Genomic DNA, 21,149 nt, shown 5'->3' with positions numbered 1-21,149 from the left:
ACTTGAACGAGCCCACTGGGATGAATTGCGCAGTTCGTTCTTTGACACTGTTGCCAAACGCCGTGCCACAGGTATGGTCGAGGCGATCGTCCGCCTGATTTCACCATAAGTCGTGACGATTGCGGGTCTCGCGGAGGAATGGGCGGGATCCGCGAGACCAGTAAGAGGAGTCGGAAGTGGCGCAGGGCACCGTCAAGTGGTTCAACGCGGACAAGGGCTACGGCTTCATCGCGGTAGACGGTGGTAAGGATGTATTCGTTCATTACTCGGCCATCATGATGGACGGCTATCGCTCTCTGGAGCAGGGCCAGCGCGTCGAGTTCGAGATCACACAGGGCCAGAAGGGGCCGCAGGCGGAATCCGTCCGCACGGTCTGATCCACCTCACTGGCGCGCATCGGCAGGCCGTACGGCAGCGCAGTCCGGCGCGGCCTGTCGTTCCCCCCTCCACCGGAGATGCGGCGGGCCTCTCGCAGGCCCGCCGCACGGGGACCTCTCGGGTAATCGTCCCGTTCTGTCCTGGACAACCCTTGGTCTGAGCTGGGCAGGGGCGGAGTTGGCTTGCACTCGGCGGGGTAGAGTGCTAAACAATTCGTTGGCACTCTCTGTTCGTGAGTGCCAGCAACGGGGATCGAGACGATGGGGTTCGCCAACGGAGACGCGGGCCCACATGCCGTCGCGGGCGTCGGCTCGGTCCACTACCAAGCCACCCTGTATCTGGGAGGTCTAGCCTTATGGCAGCCAAGATGATTGCGTTTGACGAGGACGCCCGGCGCGGTCTCGAGCGCGGTATGAACCAGCTCGCCGACGCCGTCAAGGTGACCCTGGGGCCGAAGGGCCGCAACGTCGTGCTGGAGAAGAAGTGGGGCGCTCCCACGATCACCAACGACGGTGTGTCCATCGCCAAGGAGATCGAGCTCGAGGACCCGTGGGAGAAGATCGGGGCCGAGCTGGTCAAGGAAGTCGCCAAGAAGACGGACGACGTCGCGGGTGACGGCACCACCACCGCCACCGTGCTCGCCCAGGCGCTGGTGCGCGAGGGGCTGCGCAACGTTGCCGCCGGCGCCAACCCGATGGCCCTGAAGAAGGGCATCGAGGCCGCGGTCGAGCGCGTCAGCGAGGAGCTGTCCAAGCTGGCCAAGGACGTGGAGACCAAGGAGCAGATCGCCTCCACCGCCTCCATCTCCGCCGCCGACCCCGAGATCGGCTCGCTCATCGCCGAGGCGATGGACAAGGTCGGCAAGGAAGGCGTCATCACCGTCGAGGAGAGCAACACCTTCGGTCTGGAGCTCGAGCTCACCGAGGGCATGCGCTTCGACAAGGGCATGACGTCGATGTACTTCGTCACCGACTCGGACCGCATGGAGGCCGTGCTCGAGGACCCGTACATCCTGATCGTCAACTCCAAGATCTCGGCCAACAAGGACCTGCTGCCGCTGCTCGACAAGGTCGTGCAGTCCGGCAAGCCGCTCCTGATCATCGCCGAGGACATCGAGGGCGAGGCCCTGGCGACCCTGGTCGTCAACAAGATCCGCGGCCTGTTCCGCTCCGTGGCCGTCAAGGCCCCGGGCTTCGGTGACCGTCGCAAGGCCATGCTCGGCGACATCGCCATCCTCGCCGGTGGCCAGGTCATCGCCGAGGAGCTCGGCCTCAAGCTGGAGAGCACCACGCTCGACCAGCTCGGCCGCGCCCGCAAGGTCGTCGTCACCAAGGACGAGACCACGATCGTCGACGGCGCGGGCGACCCCGACGCCATCGCCGGCCGGGTCAACGAGATCCGCGCCGAGATCGAGCGCACCGACTCCGACTACGACCGCGAGAAGCTCCAGGAGCGCCTGGCCAAGCTCGCCGGTGGTGTCGCCGTCATCAAGGCCGGCGCCGCGACCGAGGTCGAGCTCAAGGAGCGCAAGCACCGCATCGAGGACGCCGTGCGCAACGCCAAGGCGGCCGTCGAGGAGGGCATCGTCCCCGGCGGTGGCGTGGCGCTGCTGCAGGCCGGCGCCAAGGCGTTCGACAAGCTGGAGCTGTCGGGCGACGAGGCCACCGGTGCCGCGATCGTGCGCAAGGCTCTGGAGGAGCCGCTGAAGCAGATCGCCGTCAACGCCGGCCTTGAGGGCGGCGTCGTGGTGGAGAAGGTCCGCAACCTCACTCCGGGCGAGGGCCTCAACGCCGCCACGGGCGACTACGTCAACATGTTCGAGGCGGGCATCATCGACCCGGCCAAGGTGACGCGCTCCGCGCTGCAGAACGCCGCCTCCATCGCGGCGCTCTTCCTCACCACCGAGGCCGTCATCGCCGAGAAGCCCGAGAAGACCCCTGCCGCTCCCGCCATGCCCGGCGGCGGCGACATGGACTTCTGACGCCTTCCAGGCACCCTGCAGCACCCATCGGGCGACCCGGCACCACCGGGTCGCCCGATTCGTTGTGTGGCTGCCTGCTCGCGGTCGTGAAGGCGGACTGGGCCGTGCGGCGGGTGGGGTTCGGCGGTGCTGTGCCGTGAAGGCGGACTGGGTCGTGAAGGCGGACCGTGCGGCGGGTCACCTGGCGGTGCCGGGTGGAAGCGGGCCGCGGCGGGCGGCCCGCTCGCCGGGAGGCGGGGAGCGGGCCGGGCCGTGGAGCGGGGTCAGACGCCGAAGTGGGGGATGATGTGGCCGCGGGCCAGGGTGTTGGCGGTGATGTTGAAGCCGACCACCGCCGGGCTGGCGTCGGTGTCGACGCCCAGCTCGTCGACGCCCAGGGCGTGGACCGTGAAGACGTAGCGGTGCGGGTCGCCGGGCGGGGGAGCGGCGCCGCCGTAGGCCTTGACGCCGTAGTCGTTGCGGGCGTGGGCCGCGCCCTCCGGCAGCCCCTTGAACTCCGGCGCGGTGCCGGCGCCCGTGGGCAGCTCGGTGACCGAGGCCGGGATGCCGAACAGCACCCAGTGCCAGAATCCGCTGCCCGTCGGCGCGTCGGGGTCGAAGCAGGTGACGGCGTAGCCGCGGGTGCCCTCCGGGGCGCCGGACCAGCGCAGGGCGGGCGAGAGGTTCTGGCCGGTCATGCCCCAGTCGTTGAAGACGTGCAGGTCTCCCAGCCTCTCCCCGTCCATGATGTCGTCGCTCTCGACGGTGAGCGCGGGGACCGACGGCAGATGTTCGTGCGGCAGCGGTGCGGGCACGACGTTGCTCCTTCGTTGGCGGCCTTGCGTGGTCTTTCCCGCCATCCTAGAAGCGCCGACCCCGTACGGGCGGTTCTCCACGACGGGACGGGCGCAGCCAGATTCGGGCGCGCCAGAACTGGGGCGCCGACAGCGGGGGCGCCATGGGCGGGGCCGCTGTGGGCGGGCGCCGGGAGCGGGTGTGCCCTGAACGGGGGTGCCGGGGCGGGGCCGGGGGCGGGCAGGTCCACCCTCGTGCGCTGCGTCTCCGGCATCCACCGGCCGGACCGCGGGCAGATCTTCTTCGACGGCGAGGAGCGGGCGTTCCACTCGCCCGAGAAGGCCCGCGAGGCGGGCATCGAGACCGTCCACCAGAACCTCGCGCTCGTCGAGGACCTCACCGTGTGGCAGAACCTGTTCCTCAACCGCGAGCTCGTCCGCAGGCCGGGCCCCGTCGCCCTCCTGGACCGGCGCGCGATGCGGGACCGCGCCCGCGAGATGGTCTCGACGCTCACGGTCAACGTTCCCGCCGTGGGCTCGCGCGTGCGGCCAGGGGCCCGCGCCCGGCATCCTCGATCGAGGAGGACGATCGCGTCCGGCCGGTGCACGAGGTCGGCGACCGGCTAGGGTACGTCTATGTCGGCGAGAACCACCGTGGCTACCTCGGATCGGGGCACCTCGACTTCACCGCGTTCTTCCACACGCTGGGCGACATCGGCTACACGGGGCCGATCACGTTCGAGTCGTTCTCCTCGGCGGTCGTGATGCGCGGCCTGTCCAACGACCTGGCCATCTGGCGCAACCTGTGGTCCGACGGCGAGGACCTGGCCCGCCACGCCCGCGCCTTCATCGACGGCCACCTGCGGGTGGGCCGCGCCCGATGACCCTGGACGACCTGGCCGCCCGCGCCCGCCACCTGGCCACCGGCCGCGGGCGGGCCGTGCTCGGCATCACCGGGAGCCCCGGGGCGGGCAAGTCCACGCTGGCCGAGCACCTGGTCGCGGCGCTGCGGCAGGCGCCGCCGCCCGGGCACGCCGCCGACTGGGTGGCCCACGTGCCGATGGACGGCTTCCACCTCGCCGACGTCGAGCTCGACCGGCTCGGGCGGCGCGCCCGCAAGGGGGCGCCCGACACGTTCGACGCGGCGGGGTACGCGGCCCTGCTGCGCCGGCTGCGCGAGGACGAGGACGAGGTGGTCTACGCCCCGGCCTTCGAGCGCGACCTGGAACAGCCGATCGCGGGCAGCATCCCGGTGTTCCGGGCCGCCCGGCTCGTCGTCACGGAGGGCAACTACCTGCTGCTCGACCAGGGCGACTGGAAGCGGGTGCGGGCCGGCCTGGACGAGGTCTGGTTCTGCGCCCTCGACTCCGGCGAGCGGCTGCGCCGCCTCATCGCCCGGCACGAGAGGTTCGGCAAGGACCACGACGCGGCCGTGGCCTGGGTGATGGGGACCGACCAGCGCAACGCCGATCTGGTCGCCACCACCCAGGACCGGGCGGACCTCGTGGTGCCCGACGTGGTCCTGCGCTCGATCGGCGCGGCCGCCGAGGGCTGAACGCGGCGTCAGGCGGTGAGCTGGGCGTCAGGCGGTGAGCTGGGCCGGCAGCGGCTTGTGGTGCAGCACCGTGAGGGTGGTGACCGCACGGGTCAGCACCACGTACAGCCGGGCCAGCCCGCGCGGCTCGGCCTCGACGATGTCGGCGGGCTCCACCACGATCACGTGGTCGTACTCCAGACCCTTGGCCAGGCTCGCCGGGACGACCAGCAGCCGGTGCTCCTCGGCCGAGTCGGGGCCGAGGACGGCGTGGGCGATGCCGTCGAGCGCGCCGGACACCTCGGCCACCATGGCGTCCGGGACGATCAGGCCGATGGATCCCTCACGGTCCAGCGCCTCGCGCACGGCCGTGGTCACCTCGCCGCCCTGGCGTACCGACAGGGAGCCGGCGCCGGGGCGCAGGGAGCGGGGCGCGGCCAGGTCGGGGGCGATCGACGGCAGCAGGCGGGCGGCGTAGTCGAGCACCTCGCGCGGCACGCGGAAGCCCAGCGTCAGCTCCGTGACCTCGCCGTCCTGGCCCAGGTGCTCCAGCACGGTCCGCCACGAGCGGGCCGACCACGGCGTGGTGCCCTGGGCGAGGTCGCCGAGCACGGTGGCGGAGCCGTTGCGGCAGCGGCGGCCGAGCGCCCGTAGCTGCATCTCCGACAGGTCCTGCGCCTCGTCCACGACGAGGTGGCCGAGCGACGGCCGACGCTCGATGAGGTCGGCCAGCTCGTCGAGGAGCGCCGCGTCGGCCGCCGACCACTTCGCGGACTTCCACCCCCGGTACGGTTTGGGCCACAGCAGCAGCCGCTGCTCGTCGGGGGACAGGTCCGTCTTGGCCGCGCGGGCGAGGAAGTCGGCGTCGGACAGCAGCCGGAAGAGCACCTGCTCGGGCACGAGCTTCGGCCAGACAGAGTCGACGAGCTGCTTGACCGGCTTGGAGCGGGCCACGGAGTCCTGCACCCGGTCGTCGGGCGAGTCGCCGCGCTGCTCCATCCGGACCAGCACCTGGTGCGCCAGCCGCTGGGCCAGTGCCGCCCGGCCGGGGCCGTAGCGGGTGGTGCCGCGCAGGGAGGCGACGATCTCGCGCACCTCGTAGTCGGCCACCCGGAAGCGGTGGGCGCCCCTGGAGTAGACCAGCCCCTCCTCGGGCTTGACGATGTGCAGCCAAAGAGCCCGTTCCAGCACCTTGGCCAGCCGGGCGTCGCCCTTGACCGTCGACACCGCCGGGTCCTCGGGCGCGGCGTGCTCGCCGAGCAGGCCGGCGACCGTCGTCTGGTCGACCTTCACCTCGCCGAGCGCGGGGAGCACGGAGGAGATGTAGGACAGGAACGCGCGGTTGGGACCGACGATCATCACGCCGGAGCGGGCCAGCCGCTCGCGGTGGGTGAACAGCAGGTAGGCGGCCCGGTGCAGCCCGACGGCGGTCTTGCCGGTGCCGGGAGCCCCCTGGACGCACACGGTCTGGCCCACCGTCGAGCGGACGATCTCGTCCTGGTCAGGCTGGATCGTGGCCACGATGTCGCGCATCGGGCCGGTGCGGGGGCGTTCGATCTCCTCGGTGAGGATCCGGGACGGCCCGATCTCGCCGCCCTCGGCGAGCGGTTCGTCCTCGAACGCGGTCAGCGCGCCGCCGTGGTAGCCGAAGCGGCGCCGCCGTACGACGTCCATCGGGTCGGCCGGACTGGCCTGGTAGAAGGCCCGCGACACGGGGGCGCGCCAGTCGACGACGAGGGGACGGCTGTTGCCGTCGTGCACGTGGCGGCGGCCGACGTAGATGACGCCCGGCAGGTCGTCGCCTGCGGCGCGGTCGAGGCGGCCGAAGAACAGCGGCGTGTCGGGGTGGTCGGCCAGCGCGGCCACCCGCTGGTCGAGCAGCGACTGGAGGATCTGCTGGGAGACCCAGTCGCCGGCGGCGTCGGCGGACAACGACTGGGCGTGGGCGCGCATGGCCCGGAGCGCGGCGCGCGACTCGGCCAGGTGGGCCTGCTCGGCGGCGAGGACGTCGGTGGGTATGTCGGGTGCCAGCTGGTGTGCGGGCATGCGAAAGCGCCTCCCTGCGGAGTGAACGAGGTGGTAACCGGTAGCGAATCGGCCAGTTTAGTGGGGCCCCTGGCAGGCTTCCACCGGATTTACCCCGGGTAGGGAAAGGCCGTGGGACGTGTCCGCCTGGGCTTCTCGCCGATCATCCCCACGATCGCGAGCTTCCTGCTGGCCGCGTTGTGGGGGCTGTCGGTGTTCGCCGGATGGGGGCTGGAGGCGTTCTGCGCGGGTGGGGAGGCGCCGTCCGACTGCTCGCGGCGGCTGGGCGCGGTCTCGACGGTGTCGGGGCTGTTCGCGGTGCTTGCGGCGTGCTGCACGGCCGGGGGGTGGCTGGTGCCGCGGGCCAGGCGGGACCTGGGGGTGTTCGCCTGGGTCATGGGGGCGGCCGTGGCCGCCTGGGTGGTGGCCGTGGGGGTGCTCTTCGTCGGCGGCCTTCTGGCAAAATGACCAACCTTGGAGATCCCTGACAAAACTGCGAAATTTGGGCATAGCAGGTGGGATTGCCGGATCATGGGGGTATGTCGCAGGCGGTTTCGGTTGCGGCGGCGGAATCACTGATGTGAGGGGGGTGGTTCGATTGTCGACGGCCCGCGGAGTCTCCTGGACGTGACAGGCGTCAGGGCCCGGCCGCTCGGAGCGGGGCGGCCGGGCCCCGGGGTCCGGCAGGCCCCGGCTCACACCCTGTCTCACACCCCGTCGAGCACGTCGTCCGCGTCGATGATCTGGTACGCGTAGCCCTGCTCGGCCAGGAACCGCTGCCGGTGCGCCGCGAATTCCTGGTCCACCGTGTCCCTGCTGACCACGGTGTAGAAGCGCGCGCCCCCGCCGTCGGACTTGGGCCGCAGCACCCGGCCCAGCCGCTGGGCCTCCTCCTGGCGCGAGCCGAACGTGCCCGACACCTGGATGGCCACCGACGCCTCCGGCAGGTCGATGGAGAAGTTGGCCACCTTGGAGACGACCAGCACCTGGATCTCCTTGTCGCGGAAGGCCTGGTAGAGCCGCTCGCGCTCCTTGATCCGCGTCTCGCCCTTGATGACGGGCGCGTTGAGGTGCTCGCCCAGCTCGTCGAGCTGGTCGATGTACTGGCCGATGACCAGCACCTGCTCGCCCAGGTGGCGGCGCACCAACGCCTCGGTGACGCGCGTCTTGGACGGCGTCGTGGAGCAGAACCGGTAGCGCTCCTCCGACTCGGCCATCGCGTACGCGAGCCGCTCCTCGTCGGTGAGCGTGACCCGGACCTCGACGCAGTCGGCCGGCGCGATCCAGCCCTGGTGCTCCATCTCCTTCCACGGCGCGTCGTACCGCTTGGGACCGATCAGCGAGAACACGTCGCCCTCGCGGCCGTCCTCGCGCACCAGCGTCGCCGTGAGCCCGACCCGCCTGCGCGCCTGCAGGTCGGCCGTCATCCGGAAGATCGGCGCGGGCAGCAGGTGCACCTCGTCGTAGACGACGAGCCCCCAGTCGCGCGCGTCGAACAGCTCCAGATGGCTGTAGACGCCCTTGCGCCTGGTCGTCATCACCTGGTAGGTGGCGATGGTGACGGGGCGGATCTCCTTCTTGGAGCCGGAGTACTCGCCGATCTCGTCCTCGGTGAGCGAGGTCCGCTTGATCAGCTCCTGCTTCCACTGGTGGGCGCTGACGGTGTTGGTGACCAGGATCAGCGTGGTGGCCTGGGCGTGCGCCATCGCGGCCGCCCCGACGATCGTCTTGCCGGCGCCACAGGGCAGCACGACCACGCCGGAGCCGCCGTGCCAGAACGCGTCGGCGGCCTCCTTCTGGTAGGGCCGCAGCGACCAGCCCTCCTGCGCCAGCTCGATCGGGTGGTGCTCGCCGTCCACGTAGCCGGCCAGGTCCTCGGCCGGCCAGCCGAGCTTGAGCAGCGCCTGCTTGACGTTGCCCCGGTCGCTCGGGTGCACGATCACCGAGTCGGCGCCCAGGCGCTCGCCCAGCATCGGCTGGATCTTCTTGGAGCGCAGCACCTCCTCCAGCACGGCCCGGTCGGTGGAGGTCAGGACCAGGCCGCTGACCGGGTGCTTCTCCAACCTGAGCCGGCCGTACCTGGCCATGGTCTCGGCGATGTCGACGAGCAGCGCGTGGGGCACCGGATAGCGGCTGAAGCCGATCAACGCGTCGACGACCTGCTCGGCGTCGTGGCCCGCCGCGCGGGCGTTCCACAGCGCGAGCGGCGTGACGCGGTAGGTGTGCACGTGCTCGGGGGCGCGCTCGAGCTCCGCGAACGGCGCGATCGCCTTGCGGCACTCGTCGGCCCTGGCATGGTCGACTTCGAGAAGCAGGGTCTTGTCCGACTGGACGATGAGCGGGCCGTCGTTCACGGACTTTCCTTCCTACGGCTGACCCCTATCCAACACATCCGGTGCCAGGAACAGTCCCCGAACAGGCAATCAGCTCGCGTCAATCGTCGAAGGCGCCGATCAGGCCCAGGAAGACGAACAGGGCGATCGTCAGCACGAAGCCCGTCCCGAACAGCACCCAGCTCCACACCAGCAGCCGGCGGGCCTTGTCGGGCTCGGTGCCCGCCCGGCCCATGGCCAGGCCGGCCAGGATCGAGCCGGGAACGGCCAGCAGGTTGCAGCACGAGACGACCGCGAGCAGGTTGAGCACCAGGGCGACGATGGCCGAGGCCTGCGGGCCCTGCCCGGACGGGCGCGGACCGTACCCATGATCCTGCCCGTAGCCGTGGTGAGGCGGTGGCTGCTCCCCGTAGGGCGCGCCGTAGGGCTGGTAGGGGTAGCCGCCGGGCGGGTCCTCGTGGCTCATATCCCCAACATCTATCACGGAACGACCATGGCCTCACCCGATGCGCGTAAGCCCCGTACCCCGACAGGTCACCGGAGTCTGGCCCGCAGCGCCTTGCGGTCGAGCTTGAGCACGCTGGTGACCGGGATCGCGTCGACGAACGTCACCTCGCGCGGATACCTCACCCGCCCGACCCGCTCCCGGGCCCAGCCGACCAGCGCGTCGGCCGTCACTGTCGCACCCGGCCTGAGCTGGACGAACGCCACGACCTCCTCGCCGACCCGCGGGTCCGGGCGGCCCACGACGCCCGACATCACGACGTCCGGATGCCGGTTGAGCACGTCCTCGACGTCACGCGGGAACACGTTGAAGCCGCCCCGGATGATCAGGTCCTTCTTCCGGTCCACGACGTAGAGGTAGCCGTCGTCGTCCACGCACCCGATGTCGCCCGTGCGCAGCTCGCCGCCCGCCAGCGTGGTGCCCTCCGCGTCGGGCTCGTGCTCGCCCCAGTAGCCGAGCATCAGCGCCTCGCCCCGCACGCAGATCTCGCCCACGTCGCCGCACTCCACCTCCTCGCCGGAGGAGTCGCGGATCGTGATCTCGTAGCCGGGCAGCGGCAGCCCGACGCTGCCGACGCGCCGCCGGCCCGGCGGGTTGAACGAGGTGACCGCGCTGGTCTCGGTCAGGCCGTAGCCCTCCAGGATCTGCGTGCCGGGCACCCGCCGCTCGAACTCCTCCAGTGTCTCCCGCCCGAGCGGCGCCGCCCCGCAGGTCAGGAACGCCAGGTCCGGCAGCGGATGCTCCTCCAGCGGCTCGGCCAGCAGCATCTGCAGCATCGCGGGCACCACCGTGCCGTAGTGCACCCGCTGCCCGGCGGCCAGCGACAGGAACGCCTTGGGGTCGAACCAGCGCATTAGCACCGCCTGCTGCGGCTCCGTCGCGTGCATCCCGGCCACCGAGACGATCAGCCCGTACGCGTGCGACAGCGGCACCGGGACGATGGCCCGGTCGAGCCCCTCCTGGTGGGACAGCTCGAAGGACGCCCTGCCCACCTGCCAGAGCCCGCGATGGCTGAGCATGACGCCCTTGGCCCGGCCGGTGGTGCCGCCCGTGTACATGAGCGCGGCCAGGTCCGTGGGGTCGCGCGGCACCGGGCCGTGCTCGCCGGCCCGCTCCAGCTCGGCGGTGTCCACGAACGTGCGCACGGCCAGGCCGGTCGCCTCGACGGTGGGCAGCAGCTCCGGCGAGGTCACGATCGCGACGGCGCCGCTGTCGGTCACGATGTGCCGCAGCTCCTCCGCCCCCACCAGGAACACCACGGGCGTCACCACCGCGCCGGCCGCCCAGAGCGCCTGGTAGACCATCGGCACCTCGGGCGAGGTGGCCATCATCACCACGACCCGGTCGCCGGGCCGGATCCCCGCCTCGACGAACCCGCCGCAGGTCCGCCGCGCCCGCTCGGCGAGCGCGTGGCTGCGATGCCAGACCCCCTCGTAGAACATCGAGTCGTAGTCGCCGAACCTGTCCCACGACTCCTCGGCCAGCCGGCCCAGCGTCAGCTCGCTCACGGTCCCAACCTCGCGCGATCTTGACCGCGCGTCAAGACAGCCCGGCCACTCCCGTGATGCGGTGCAGGGCGAAACGGTGCACGGCCGCCCGCGTCTCGTCGTAGGCGGTGAGGTAGCCGCCCTCCATCCGGGCGGGCTCCAGGATGCGGGAGGTGGCGTTGCCCTGCGAGTCGAGGTAGCCGATCCACACCCGTTCGCCCTGCCTGATCGCCTCCTGCAGGGCCGAGATCGTCGTCGTCGCCGGGCCGCGCGGGACCGCGCCCGCCGGGGCGTCGACGGGCTCGCGGCGCGCCAGATGCGCGGCGTCGCCGGCCCGCAGCGCCCGCACGGTCGCCACCGCCACCTCGGGGTCGAGGCCGTTGACCGGCGGCGCCGGGCGGGCCGCGGGCATGCCCTCGGTGCGCCTGCCGTCGAGCTGCGAGATGATCACGTCGCCGTCGAGCGACTCCGCCACCGGCGCGTAGCCCATCGCCCGCAGCGAGTCGACCAGCGCCGCGCGTGACGTGCGCGAGGCGATCACCGTCGGGGCGAGCCTGCGCAGCCGCAGCGCGGCCGAGCGGCGGTCGGCGGTGATCTGGTCGAGCAGGGCCGGGTCGTCGCAGCGGACGTAGGCGCTGGCCGTGCCCACCCGGATCCGCCCGTGGCGCCGCGCCACGTCGGCGACCAGGTAGGACAACGCCTGCGGCACCGGCGTGGCCGAGTGGCGGGCGAGGGCGGCCAGCAGCTCTTCGGCGCCCTGCCCGGCGTCGAGCGCCCGCCGGATCGACTCGTCGCTGAACCGGTAGACGGTCGCCCCGCCCTTCGACTCGACGTCGGCGGCCAGCGTCATCCACCGGTTGAGCTCGCTGGTCAGCGGCCCCGGCGCGACGGCGGTCAGGTCGGCCTGGAGCAGCACGTGGTCGACCGGCTCCGGCAGCAGCGGCGCCAGCGCACCGGCCGCGTCGTCGCCGGACAGCAGCGCTCGACCGTGCCCGGACAGCGCCCCGAGCCCGGTCATGCCCACCTGCTCCGCCTCGCGCAGCGCGAACTCGGTGAGCTGCTCGCGCAGTGGCCCGCGCCGGCGCGGCTGCTCCCAGGCCAGCCGTTCGAGCACCGAGCCGGCGGAGGGCGCGAGGCCGGGTGCGGCGGCGAGCACGCCGAGCGCGGCCGAGCGCACCGGAGCGGCCGACGACCTGCGCAGGTCGGGGTGCAGGGCGTTGAGCGGCCGGTCGCGCTGTTGATCAGGGGCGTCGCGCTCGCCCACCAGCCCGGGAACCCGGTCCATGTGCAGCCAGGTCTGCGCCAGCACCACCCACCGGTCGGCCGTCGAGCGGACCCGCCACAGGTCGTAGCCGCTCGTCGGCAGCCACTCGCCGTCCACGCTGCCGCCCGCCGCGACCAGCCCCGCCGCGTGCGCCACCTCCACGACCAGCGCCGCCGCCCATTCGGGCAGGTCGAGGTCGGTCGCGGTGCGCTTCATGTCGCGCACGCCGAGCCCGCCGGTGCGCAGCACGCCCGGCGGGTTGATGCTCCACCGTTCGCACAGCTCCTCGACCGACCTGACGAACGTGAACGCCTGCCCGGCGGCCGTCCGGTCGGCCTGCTTCTGGTCGCGGGTCGTGCCCTCCAGCGCGGGGGGCACGGCCAGCAGGTCGCGGTGCACCCGGCCGCCGCGCAGGTGCAGCCCCACCTCGCGGGGCAGCGTCACGCTCTCCTCGCCCGTCGCCGCCAGCAGGCCGCGCGCCAGGAGCTGCTCGATGGGGGAACGGGCGGAACCTTTGCGCACCTCGCGCCGGGCGTTGGGCACCCGGCCCGTCGGCGGGCCCCAGGCGAGCTGGTCGAGGGCCGCCCTGGCCTCGTCGGAGACCTCTCCGAGGAGCCCGGCCGGGTCGGCGAGCGCGGCGGCCAGGCGTTCCCTGCCGGTGCCCGGCGTGCCGGGGGCGACGTCGTCGGCCATCTCGTCGAGCTGCTCGGGCGGGTGGTGGCGGAACACCTCCACGGCCGCCGGCCCGAGGCCCGCCGGGTCGTCGAGCACCTTGCGCACGCCGGGGGCCAGGTCGAGCCCGTCGTCGGGCCCATCGTCGGGGCCGTAGACGAGGGCCAGGTCGCGCAGCCGGTCGAGCGCGGCCGACAGCGCCGGCTCCGGCTCGCCGCCCGCGAGCGCGCGGCCCACCACCTCGCGCAGCGCCGCCGCCTGCACGGGGCCGTCGAGCACGGCGAGCGTCTCCACGACCGCCAGCGTGAAACGGTCGAGCCGGTCGAGCGCCCTGCCGATCGCCGACGGGCTGCCCGCCCGCGACGCGAGGCCCTCAAGGTGGGCGGGCACCGGAGTGATCAGCTCGGGGCGCGCGGAGACGAGCGCCCGCAACTGGTCGTCGGTACGCCCCCTGATCCACTCCGTGAACTCCATCGATGCCATGGTATGTCCCGCCTGATCGGCGCAGCGGAGCCCGCGCGCCGGCGGCGGGTCAGCTCACCGGCGCGCGGCTGGGCAGCAGGCCGGCGGCCAGCCGCACCCATGCCGCGACGAACCGGTCCTTGTCCACGTGGCCCGGGCTGTCGCCCACGGTCTCCTGGAACAGCCGGTACTGGACCACCGCCCCGCCGAGCACCGCGGCGACGCCGTTCCAGTCGGCATCGGCGCCGGTGTACTCGGGCTGGGTCCGGAACCACGTCGTGAAGGCGTCGAACATGGGCTGCAGCAGCCCCTCGCGCACCACCGCCACCAGCTCGGGGAACTGGCTGAGGTCGCGGAAGAACACCCGGGTGAGCTCCGACTCCTCGCCCACCTTGGCCAGCCCGGCCCGGCACAGGCGCGACAGCCGCGCCTCCACATCGACGGAGTCCTCCATGTCGCCCAGCACGGCCAGGCTCTCGGCCACCTGCGTGCGCGTGCGTGCGGCGTGCTCGTTGATCGCCGCGGCCAGCAGTTCGTACTTCGACCTGAAGTGGCGATACAGGCCGCCCGCGCCGGGCGACAGCCCCGAGGCGGCCTCGATCTCGGCCACCGACGTGGCGGAGTAGCCCCGCTCGGCGAACAGCCGCAGGGCCTCGCGGATGATCCGCTCCCGGGTGCTCGCGGGCGCGCGTGTGCCGGGTGTGGCCGACGGGCCGTGGGCCTCTGACGATCTGGTCATGTCCTGACGACACCTCCGTGAGGAGCGTAGTCGTCACGGTGCGGCGCTCCGAGGGGGCGTTGGGCGGCCCCGGCGCCCGTTTGGCATGCTGCACTCTGTGGGGATATCGGTGGGTTTCGATCTTGACTTGACCTTGGCTGACACGCGGACGGGCATCGCGGCCGTCTTCGACGAGGTGTCGGGGCGCCTCGGGGTGCCGATCGACAGCACCGCGGTCATCGCCCGGCTCGGGCCGCCGCTGGAGCACGAGCTGGCCAACTGGCTGCCGCCGGAGGAGGTGCCCGCCGCCGCCGCGCTGTTCAGGGAGCTGTACCCGCGGCTGGCCTTACCGGCCACCACCGCGATGGCCGGGGCGGCGGAGGCCGTCCGGGCCGTGCGCGCCGCCGGCGGCCGGGTCATCGTCGTGACCGGCAAGAACGTGCGCGACGCGGCCAGCACGGTCGAACTGCTCGGGTTCGAGGTGGACGAGGTCGTCGGCTCGCTCTTCGGTGCGGCCAAGGGATCGGCACTCGCGCGCTTCGGCGCCGCGGCCTATGTTGGTGACCATGTCGCCGACATCGAGGCGGCGCGGGCGGGCGGCGCCGTCAGCGTGACGGTCGCGACCGGCCCCTACACGGTGGAGGAGCTGCGTGATCACGGAACCGATGTGGCGCTGGGCGATCTGACCGAGTTCGCCGCCTGGTATTCCGGCTGGTGGCCCTCCGGCCGACGCGGGTGATCCCGCCGTTTACCCGGTCGCCCCCGAGCGCTTGGGGGCATAACCTTTACATCGCATTCATTCCCTGACGACTGCTCCGAACGAGGTCCCTCCTGTGCCGAGTGGCAAGGTCAAGTGGTACGACGCCGACAAGGGTTTCGGCTTCCTCACCCGTGACGACGGCGGTGAGGTATTCGTGCATTCCTCCGCGCTGCCCGCCGGCGCCGGGCCACTGAAGCCCGGCCAGAAGGTCGAGTTCGGCGTGGCGGAGGGCCGGCGCGGTCAGCAGGCCCTCTCCGTCCGGATCCTGGAGCAGCCCCCGACGCTGGCCAAGACGAAGCCCAAGGGCAAGCGGAAGAAGCCCGACGAGATGGTCGTCATCGTCGAGGACCTGATCAAGCTCCTCGACGGGGTGTCCACCTCCTACCAGCGGGGCAAGCACCCTGACGCGGCCCACGCCAAGAAGATCGCCCAGGTGCTGCGGGCCGTCGCCGACGACCTCGACGCCTGACGCCGCGCCCTCACCCGCCCCGCGTCCGGTCCGGCGTTAGGTGTTCGGGTTGGTGAGGGGCTTGGTCGGGTCGAGGGTGTCGCGGGGCTCCGGGCGCTCCGCCCGTACGGTCGCGTCGATCCGCTCGCGGACGGCGCGCAGGCGGGCACGGCGGCGGATCACCAGCCAGCCCAGGGCGGCCGTCAGCGCCACGGCGAGCGTGACCAGCCCGGCCACGCCGCTCTCGGTCAGCGACAGCACGAGCCCGACCAGCCCGCCGAACACCCACGCGAGCTGGAGCAGCGCCTCCACCACGCCGAACGTCGACGAGCGCACCTCCTCGCCGATCTCCCGCTGCACGATCGCGTCGAGCGCGAGCTTGCCGAGCTCCTGCGCGAACGCCGTGACGACGGAGATGGCGAAGGCCGTCCACAGGCCGAAGAACACCGCGGTCACGATCGTCGTCACGCTGGTGAGGGCCAGCGTGAGCAGCACGATCACCTGCGGCGAGTGGTCGCGCGCCCGGTTGGCGACGACCGCGCCGACCAGGCCCCCCAGCCCGGCCGCCGCGGCGAGCAGCGCGATCGTCCGCGGCACGTCGAACAGCGGCGCGGGCCCGGCCAGCCACGGCACCTGGCCGTCCTGCACCAGGAAGAGCAGGAAGAACAGCAGGAAGCCGGAGAACAGGCGGATCGCGACGTTGGCCCACACCGCCTCGGCCACCGCCGGCCCGACCTGCAGCAAGGTCCGCCACCGGGGCGCGCGGCCCTCATCGCCGTCCTCCTCCAGGTCGGGCGCGTCGACGTGTCGCGGCAGCCGGACGGCGAACACCCCGACCAGCAGGAACACCACCATCGCGATGCGCAGCACGGGGGCGCTGCCGAGCCAGGCCGCCAGGCCCGCGCCCACCGGCACCACCACGCCCGCCGACACCAGCGAGAACAGCGCGACGCGGGCGTTGGCCGACACCAGCGTGATGTCGGCGGGCAGCACGCTCGGCATGATCGCCGCGCGTGACACGTTGTACGCCTTCGACAGCACCAGCACGCCCAGCGCCCCGCCGAACAACGTCACCAGGTCGCCCGGCCCCACCGCGGCCGCCATCGCGAAGCACAGCAGCCCGCGGCCGAACAGCGTGCCCGCCATCACGTAGCGGCGGCCCGACCTGAAGCGGTCGAGGATCGGCCCGACGAACGGCGCCAGCAGCGCGAACGGCAGCATCGTGATGACCAGGTAGAGCGCCACCGGGCCACGCGCCTCGCCGACGGGCACCCCGAAGAACACCGTGCTGGCGAGGGCCACCGTGACCAGCGTGTCGCCCACGCTGTGCCCGGCGGTCAGCTCGATCAGGCGGCCCAGCCCGGTGCGGCCGGCGCCGCCCGCGTGGGTGAGGCGGCGGGTGGCCCGGCCGACCGAACGGGCGCCCCTGGCCGTCGCCAGCCCGGCCTGCCGGGCGCCGCGAGCCGTGGCCACGCCCGCCCGCCTGGTGCCGCCGGCGGTGGCCCGGCCGGCCCGTGCGCCGGCGCGGCCCGCGTCGGCGATGCCCCGCCCGACGCGCCGCGAGACCTCGCGCGCCTTGTCCCAGCCACCGTCCACGCCTACCAGTCTTACCCGATCGCCCGCCGCCGACGGCGACCCTCGGCACCCTCGTGTCGGCGGGCGCGCGCGCCAGACTCGTGATCGTGTGGGTGTTCCGTCCGATTTCGGGGGAGGTGGATCCGCCGCTGTCGGCACCTTCGGGTCCGGCCATGGGTGAGAATGAAGTGTGAGCGAACAGCACCTTTCGCCGGAGGCGGGCCGATGAGCCGGACCAGGACCCGCGTCTCCGCCCCCGACCAGGCCTGTGTCGCCGCGGTCGATCTGGCGCGCGCCGCCGCCGAGGAGCTCGCGCGGCCCGGCGCGCCCGGAGAGCACCTGGGCCACGAGTCCGAGGGCGACCGGATCGTCACCCACTTCTTCGCCTGTCTCGACCGGGCCTACCGTGGCTGGCGGTGGGCGATCACCGTGACCCGCGCCTCCCGGGCCAAGAAGGTCACGGTCAGCGAGGCGGTCCTGCTGCCGGGCCCCGGGGCGCTGCTGGCGCCCGAGTGGCTGCCGTGGAGCGAGCGGCTGCGTCCGGGCGACCTCGGCGTCGGCGACCTGCTGCCGACCCACGAGGACGACGACCGGCTCGCGCCCGGTTTCACCGACACCGGCGACGACGCGGACCGCCAGATGGTTTTCGAGTACGGCCTGGGCCGGGCACGTGTGCTCTCGGCCATCGGCAGGGACCGGGCTGCCAGTCGCTGGCACTCGGGCGAGCACGGGCCGCACACTCCGATCGCACACGCCGCTCCCGCGCAGTGCTCCACCTGCGGCTTCTACTTGCTGCTGTCGGGTGGGCTGAGGCAGGCGTTCGGGGTCTGCGCCAATGAGTACGCGCCCGACGACGGCAAGGTGGTCGCCGCCGACCACGGCTGCGGCGCGCACTCCGAGGCCGCCGTCATGCCGCCCCCCGTCGAGCAGGCCACCCCGATCCTCGACGACCTGGGGTTCGACCTGATGGAGGAGGAGACGGGCTCGGTGGACGAGCGGGCCGACGAGGAGCTCGGCCACTCCTGATCCGCCAATGGGTCGGGGAGTGTCGGCGCGGGCCGCTAACCTACGGTGGCCCCCCTACCCTCAACCAGGATCGTGATCGATGACCGACACCTTTGGCACCGACCGGATGCGGGCCGCCGTGCTCGCCGCGTGGACGGCCTCGCCCGCCCGTTTCCGCGAGGACGCCAACGCCGAGGAGGACTTCGCCCTCGGCGGCTACCGTGACCGGCTGATCGTCGAGCTCGCCCAGAACGCCGCCGACGCGGCCCTGCGCGCCGGCGTGCCCGGGGTGCTCCGGCTGACCCTGCGCGGCGACGTGCTGACAGCCGCCAACACGGGCGCCCCCCTCGACGCCACCGGCGTGGAGAGCCTGTCGACGCTCCGCGTCTCCGGCAAACGCGGCGAGGCGGGTGCGGCCGGCCGGTTCGGTGTCGGGTTCGCCGCGGTCGTGTCGGTCTGCGACGCGCCGGCCGTCGGCTCGCGCGGCGCGCGGGCGGTGCGCTGGTCGCGCGAGGAGACGGCCGCGCTGGTGTCCACGGTGCCGGAGCTCGCCGGCGAGCTGGACTCCCGGTCCGGCCACGTGCCGCTGCTGCGTCTGCCGTTCGCGGCCGACCCGATGGACGTGCCCGACGGGTTCGACACGTTGGTCCGGCTGCCGCTGCGCGACGAAGCGGCGGTTGCGGCGGTGCGCCGGATGCTGGCGGAGACCAGCCCGGCGCTGCCGCTGGGCATGCCCGCGCTGACGGCCATCGAGATCGACCTCGACGGCGAGGTCCGCACGGTGGTGGCCGACGGCTGGCACGTGGTGTCGGACTCGGGCGAGTTCACGCCCGAGGAGGTGGCGGCGCTCTTCGCCGACCGGCCGACCGAGGAGCGCACCCGGCCCTACTGGTCGGTCCGCTGGGCCGTCCCCCACACCGGCACCGGCGAGCCGGGGCCGCTGCCCGCGACGGTGCCGCCGGTGGTGCACGCGCCGACGCCCAGCGACGAGCCGCTCGACCTGCCCGCCCTGCTCATCGCCTCCTTCCCGATGGCCACCGACCGGCGGCACGTGGCCAAGGGCCCGCTGAGCGACTTCCTCGTCGACAAGGTCGCCGACGCCTACGTCAGGCTGCTGCGCGAGCTGCCGCGCACCCCCAGGCTGCTCGACCTGGTGCCCGCGCTCATGGGCAAGGGCGAGCTCGACGCCCGCATCCGCCGCGCCATCCTGCTGCGGTTGCCCGACACGCCGCTGCTGCCCGCGCTGTCGGCGCCGGCGCCGGCCGTGCAGACGCCGTCGTTCGCCGACGCCGAGGTCTACGAGCCCGACGCCGAGTGGCGCGTCGAGCATCCGGCCAGGGAGCCGCAGGGCGACGGCTGGGTGGTCACGGGCCGCGAGGCGGCCGTGGTGGCCGGCTCGGCCGAGCTGCTGGCCGCGGTCGCCCACTTCGTGCCCGGCCTGCTGCCCACCGGCTGGCCCGCCCGGCACCCGGCGATGGTCTCGCTGGGCGTGCGCCGGGTCGAGCTGGCCGAGGTCGTCGACCTGCTGTCGGGGGAGGCGGTCGAGGGCCGCGAGCCGTCGTGGTGGCGCTCGCTGTACGAGGTGCTGCCCGCCGACGACCCCGAGTCGCTCGGCGCGCTGCCGGTGCCGCTGGCCGACGGCCGCCTGGTCCGGGGCCCGCGCGGCACGCTCATCCTGCGGCTCGACGGGCACGGCGGGCTCGACCTGACGCCGCTCGGGCTGCGCATCGTCCACCCCGACGCCGCCCACCCGGCCCTGCTGCGGCTCGGGGCGGCCGAGGCGACCCCGCGCACCATCCTCGACGACCCGCTCACCAAGGAGGCGGTCACCCAGTCGCTCGACAGCCCCGATCCGGAGCCTGTCGCGCGGGCCGTGCTGTCGCTGGTCGAGGCCGCCGGCCTCGCTCCCGGCGAGGCGCCGGGGCTGGCCGCGCTGGCGCTGCGCGGCGCCGACGGCGAGCTCTACCCGGCGGGCGAGCTCATGCTGGGGGAGGGCGCGCTGGCCAAGCTGGTCGAGCCCGACAGCCACCTCGGCGTGGTGGCCGCCGACCTGGTGGAGACCTACGGCTCGCGGGTGCTGGCGGCGGTGGGCGTGCTCGACGGGTTCGCCGTGGCCCACGACTCCGACGTGCTGCTCGACCACGACGACTGCGACCACGACCTCGACGGCGAGGACGAGTGGCTCGACCACGTCATCGACCTGCTGCCCGACCTCGACGTGCCGCCCGTCGTGGCGGAGTTCGCGGCCGTGCGCGACCTGGAGCTGGTCGCCGACTGGCCGGCCGCGCTGGCGCTGCTCACCAGGCCGCCGTTGCGGGCCGCGCTGCACCCGCTGCGCGTCGGCGGCGTCGAGGTGCCGTCCTACACCGCGTGGTGGCTGGCCGGGCACCCCGTGCTCGACGGCCGCCGGCCGCGCGAGCTGCGGCTGCCCGGCGCCGATCCGCTGCTGCAGGGCCTCTACGCCGACGCGCCCGCCGGGCTCGATGAGGGCGCGCTGGCCATGCTGGGTGTGCGCACCACGCTGGCCGAGCTGCTGGCCTCCCACGGCGGTCCCGAGGAGCTGCTCGACCTGATGGCCGACGAGTCCGTCGAGGTCGACCGGGCCCAGTTGCGCGCCCTGTGGATGGCGCTGGCGGGCGTCGAGCCGGAGCGGGTGGCGCCGCCCTCCCGGGTGCGCGCGGTGCTGCACGGCGACATCGTGGTGGCCCCGGCCGACGACGCCGTCGTGGTGGAGGCGCCCGACCTGTTGCAGCTCGTCGCCGACCGGCCGCTGGTGCTCGCCCCCTACGACCTGGCCGAGGCGCTGTCGGAGCTGCTCGACCTGCCGCTCGCCGGCGAGCTGGCCACCGGCGAGGTCACCTCCGAGGGCGCCGTCCGGCCGGTGCCGCCCGAGGTCCGCTCCCTGCTCCCGACGGCCCCCGAGACCTACGTCGAGCACGAGAAGCTGCTGGTGGACGGGGTGGCGTGCACGTGGCGGTTCTTCGAGGGCGCCGTGCACTGCACCGGGATGGATGGCCTGGCGCGCGGGCTGGCCTGGGCCACCGGGCAGTGGAACGACCGGCTCGCCGTGGCGGCCCTGCTGCGCGACCCTGCCGCCGTCCCCCTCCTGCTCGCCGAGGCCGACCTGTCCTGAGGCCGCTGTTTCGCGGCCTGTCCCCAGGTCCCGTGCGCACGCTTCCCGCCGCCGGGACGCCGGACGGCGCCGTCACCTCGGAGGTGGCGGCGCCGG

At 73.3% G+C, this 21,149-nt stretch carries 18 protein-coding genes; 10 read left to right on the top strand and 8 right to left on the bottom strand.

Features of this window, described 5'->3' with window-relative positions; all coding sequences use genetic code 11:
- Window positions 1–176: 176 nt before the first annotated feature.
- Together FHU36_RS09305 and groL are read left to right on the top strand one after the other, a co-directional pair.
- The gene (locus FHU36_RS09305) at window positions 177–377 is read left to right on the top strand and encodes a cold-shock protein (RefSeq protein WP_106250594.1); all 201 of its coding nucleotides are present in this window, start codon (window positions 177–179) and stop codon (window positions 375–377) included.
- Between the two features lie 356 nt (window positions 378–733).
- Window positions 734–2,359 carry a chaperonin GroEL gene (gene groL / locus FHU36_RS09300; protein ID WP_185083334.1) on the top strand — a complete coding sequence of 542 codons (1,626 nt, stop codon included), beginning with the start codon at window positions 734–736 and terminating at the stop codon, window positions 2,357–2,359.
- 263 nt (window positions 2,360–2,622) lie between these two features.
- On the opposite strand, the gene FHU36_RS09295 is transcribed toward groL, so the two are convergent.
- On the bottom strand, window positions 2,623–3,198 hold the full coding sequence (locus FHU36_RS09295) for a YbhB/YbcL family Raf kinase inhibitor-like protein (RefSeq protein ID WP_185083333.1): 576 nt from the start codon (window positions 3,196–3,198) through the stop codon (window positions 2,623–2,625).
- Here FHU36_RS09295 and FHU36_RS44250 point away from each other — a divergent pair.
- From FHU36_RS44250 to FHU36_RS09280, 3 genes are read left to right on the top strand one after another with little or no spacing between them, the layout of a single operon-like run.
- Window positions 3,127–3,759 (top strand): ATP-binding cassette domain-containing protein, encoded by a 633-nt coding sequence (locus FHU36_RS44250; RefSeq protein ID WP_246502007.1) that lies wholly within the window; start codon window positions 3,127–3,129, stop codon window positions 3,757–3,759. The two genes, FHU36_RS09295 and FHU36_RS44250, sit on opposite strands and share 72 nt — an antisense overlap.
- Window positions 3,735–4,016, top strand: coding sequence for a TIM barrel protein (locus tag FHU36_RS09285; protein ID WP_221495815.1), 282 nt, complete (start codon window positions 3,735–3,737; stop codon window positions 4,014–4,016). The genes FHU36_RS44250 and FHU36_RS09285 overlap by 25 nt, the downstream gene beginning before the upstream one ends.
- A complete protein-coding gene (locus FHU36_RS09280) occupies window positions 4,013–4,687 on the top strand; it encodes a nucleoside/nucleotide kinase family protein (protein ID WP_185083332.1) in 675 nt (224 codons plus the stop codon). Before FHU36_RS09285 ends, FHU36_RS09280 begins: the two co-directional genes overlap by 4 nt.
- Before the next feature lie 27 nt (window positions 4,688–4,714).
- Here FHU36_RS09280 and FHU36_RS09275 read toward each other — a convergent pair whose 3' ends face one another.
- Window positions 4,715–6,712 (bottom strand): HelD family protein, encoded by a 1,998-nt coding sequence (locus tag FHU36_RS09275; protein WP_185083331.1) that lies wholly within the window; start codon window positions 6,710–6,712, stop codon window positions 4,715–4,717.
- 111 nt (window positions 6,713–6,823) lie between these two features.
- On the opposite strand from FHU36_RS09275, the gene FHU36_RS09270 reads away from it, so the two are divergent.
- The gene (locus tag FHU36_RS09270) at window positions 6,824–7,159 is read left to right on the top strand and encodes a hypothetical protein (protein WP_185083330.1); all 336 of its coding nucleotides are present in this window, start codon (window positions 6,824–6,826) and stop codon (window positions 7,157–7,159) included.
- Window positions 7,160–7,398: 239 nt separating this feature from the next.
- Here the strand turns inward: FHU36_RS09270 and FHU36_RS09265 are convergent, their stop codons facing one another.
- The 5 genes from FHU36_RS09265 to FHU36_RS09245 form a co-directional block, all read right to left on the bottom strand.
- Window positions 7,399–9,045 carry a DNA repair helicase XPB gene (locus FHU36_RS09265; protein WP_185083329.1) on the bottom strand — a complete coding sequence of 549 codons (1,647 nt, stop codon included), beginning with the start codon at window positions 9,043–9,045 and terminating at the stop codon, window positions 7,399–7,401.
- Window positions 9,046–9,124: 79 nt separating this feature from the next.
- Window positions 9,125–9,490, bottom strand: coding sequence for a hypothetical protein (locus FHU36_RS09260; protein WP_185083328.1), 366 nt, complete (start codon window positions 9,488–9,490; stop codon window positions 9,125–9,127).
- Window positions 9,491–9,558: 68 nt separating this feature from the next.
- A complete protein-coding gene (locus FHU36_RS09255; RefSeq protein ID WP_312891507.1) occupies window positions 9,559–11,037 on the bottom strand; it encodes an AMP-binding protein in 1,479 nt (492 codons plus the stop codon).
- 31 nt (window positions 11,038–11,068) lie between these two features.
- Complete coding sequence (locus FHU36_RS09250; protein WP_185083327.1) at window positions 11,069–13,426, bottom strand: helicase-associated domain-containing protein; 2,358 nt, start codon at window positions 13,424–13,426, stop codon at window positions 11,069–11,071.
- A gap of 58 nt (window positions 13,427–13,484) precedes the next feature.
- Window positions 13,485–14,153 (bottom strand): TetR/AcrR family transcriptional regulator, encoded by a 669-nt coding sequence (locus tag FHU36_RS09245; RefSeq protein ID WP_185083326.1) that lies wholly within the window; start codon window positions 14,151–14,153, stop codon window positions 13,485–13,487.
- Window positions 14,154–14,238: 85 nt separating this feature from the next.
- Here FHU36_RS09245 and FHU36_RS09240 point away from each other — a divergent pair, with 85 nt between their 5' ends.
- Both FHU36_RS09240 and FHU36_RS09235 read left to right on the top strand, forming a co-directional pair.
- Window positions 14,239–14,871 carry an HAD family hydrolase gene (locus tag FHU36_RS09240; protein ID WP_185083325.1) on the top strand — a complete coding sequence of 211 codons (633 nt, stop codon included), beginning with the start codon at window positions 14,239–14,241 and terminating at the stop codon, window positions 14,869–14,871.
- A 94-nt stretch (window positions 14,872–14,965) separates the two neighbouring features.
- Entirely contained in the window at window positions 14,966–15,361 is a 396-nt protein-coding gene (locus tag FHU36_RS09235; protein ID WP_101789277.1) for a cold-shock protein, read from the top strand.
- Window positions 15,362–15,397: 36 nt separating this feature from the next.
- Here FHU36_RS09235 and FHU36_RS09230 read toward each other — a convergent pair whose 3' ends face one another.
- The gene (locus tag FHU36_RS09230; RefSeq protein WP_185083324.1) at window positions 15,398–16,936 is read right to left on the bottom strand and encodes an MFS transporter; all 1,539 of its coding nucleotides are present in this window, start codon (window positions 16,934–16,936) and stop codon (window positions 15,398–15,400) included.
- 204 nt (window positions 16,937–17,140) lie between these two features.
- Between FHU36_RS09230 and FHU36_RS09225 the strand changes: the two genes are divergently transcribed.
- Both FHU36_RS09225 and FHU36_RS09220 read left to right on the top strand, forming a co-directional pair.
- Entirely contained in the window at window positions 17,141–17,941 is an 801-nt protein-coding gene (locus FHU36_RS09225; protein WP_185083323.1) for a DUF3027 domain-containing protein, read from the top strand.
- 79 nt (window positions 17,942–18,020) lie between these two features.
- Window positions 18,021–21,053: a sacsin N-terminal ATP-binding-like domain-containing protein gene (locus FHU36_RS09220; RefSeq protein WP_185083322.1), complete on the top strand. Its 3,033-nt coding sequence runs from the start codon at window positions 18,021–18,023 to the stop codon at window positions 21,051–21,053.
- Window positions 21,054–21,149 lie beyond the last annotated feature (96 nt).

The organism is Nonomuraea muscovyensis (genome assembly GCF_014207745.1).
Lineage (GTDB): Bacteria > Actinomycetota > Actinomycetes > Streptosporangiales > Streptosporangiaceae > Nonomuraea > Nonomuraea muscovyensis.
Note: the sequence above shows the minus strand (reverse complement) of the source record. Positions and strands in the feature narration are given on the sequence as shown.

Coding starts and splice junctions, on each gene's coding strand:
- FHU36_RS09250 (WP_185083327.1), bottom strand. CDS start 13,426: ATGGAGTTCACGGAGTGGATCAGGGGGCGTACCGACGACCAGTTGCGG.
- FHU36_RS09240 (WP_185083325.1), top strand. CDS start 14,239: ATGCTGCACTCTGTGGGGATATCGGTGGGTTTCGATCTTGACTTGACC.
- FHU36_RS09260 (WP_185083328.1), bottom strand. CDS start 9,490: ATGAGCCACGAGGACCCGCCCGGCGGCTACCCCTACCAGCCCTACGGC.
- FHU36_RS44250 (WP_246502007.1), top strand. CDS start 3,127: ATGTTCGTGCGGCAGCGGTGCGGGCACGACGTTGCTCCTTCGTTGGCG.
- FHU36_RS09295 (WP_185083333.1), bottom strand. CDS start 3,198: ATGGCGGGAAAGACCACGCAAGGCCGCCAACGAAGGAGCAACGTCGTG.
- groL (WP_185083334.1), top strand. CDS start 734: ATGGCAGCCAAGATGATTGCGTTTGACGAGGACGCCCGGCGCGGTCTC.
- FHU36_RS09225 (WP_185083323.1), top strand. CDS start 17,141: ATGAGCCGGACCAGGACCCGCGTCTCCGCCCCCGACCAGGCCTGTGTC.
- FHU36_RS09245 (WP_185083326.1), bottom strand. CDS start 14,153: ATGACCAGATCGTCAGAGGCCCACGGCCCGTCGGCCACACCCGGCACA.
- FHU36_RS09220 (WP_185083322.1), top strand. CDS start 18,021: ATGACCGACACCTTTGGCACCGACCGGATGCGGGCCGCCGTGCTCGCC.
- FHU36_RS09280 (WP_185083332.1), top strand. CDS start 4,013: ATGACCCTGGACGACCTGGCCGCCCGCGCCCGCCACCTGGCCACCGGC.
- FHU36_RS09275 (WP_185083331.1), bottom strand. CDS start 6,712: ATGCCCGCACACCAGCTGGCACCCGACATACCCACCGACGTCCTCGCC.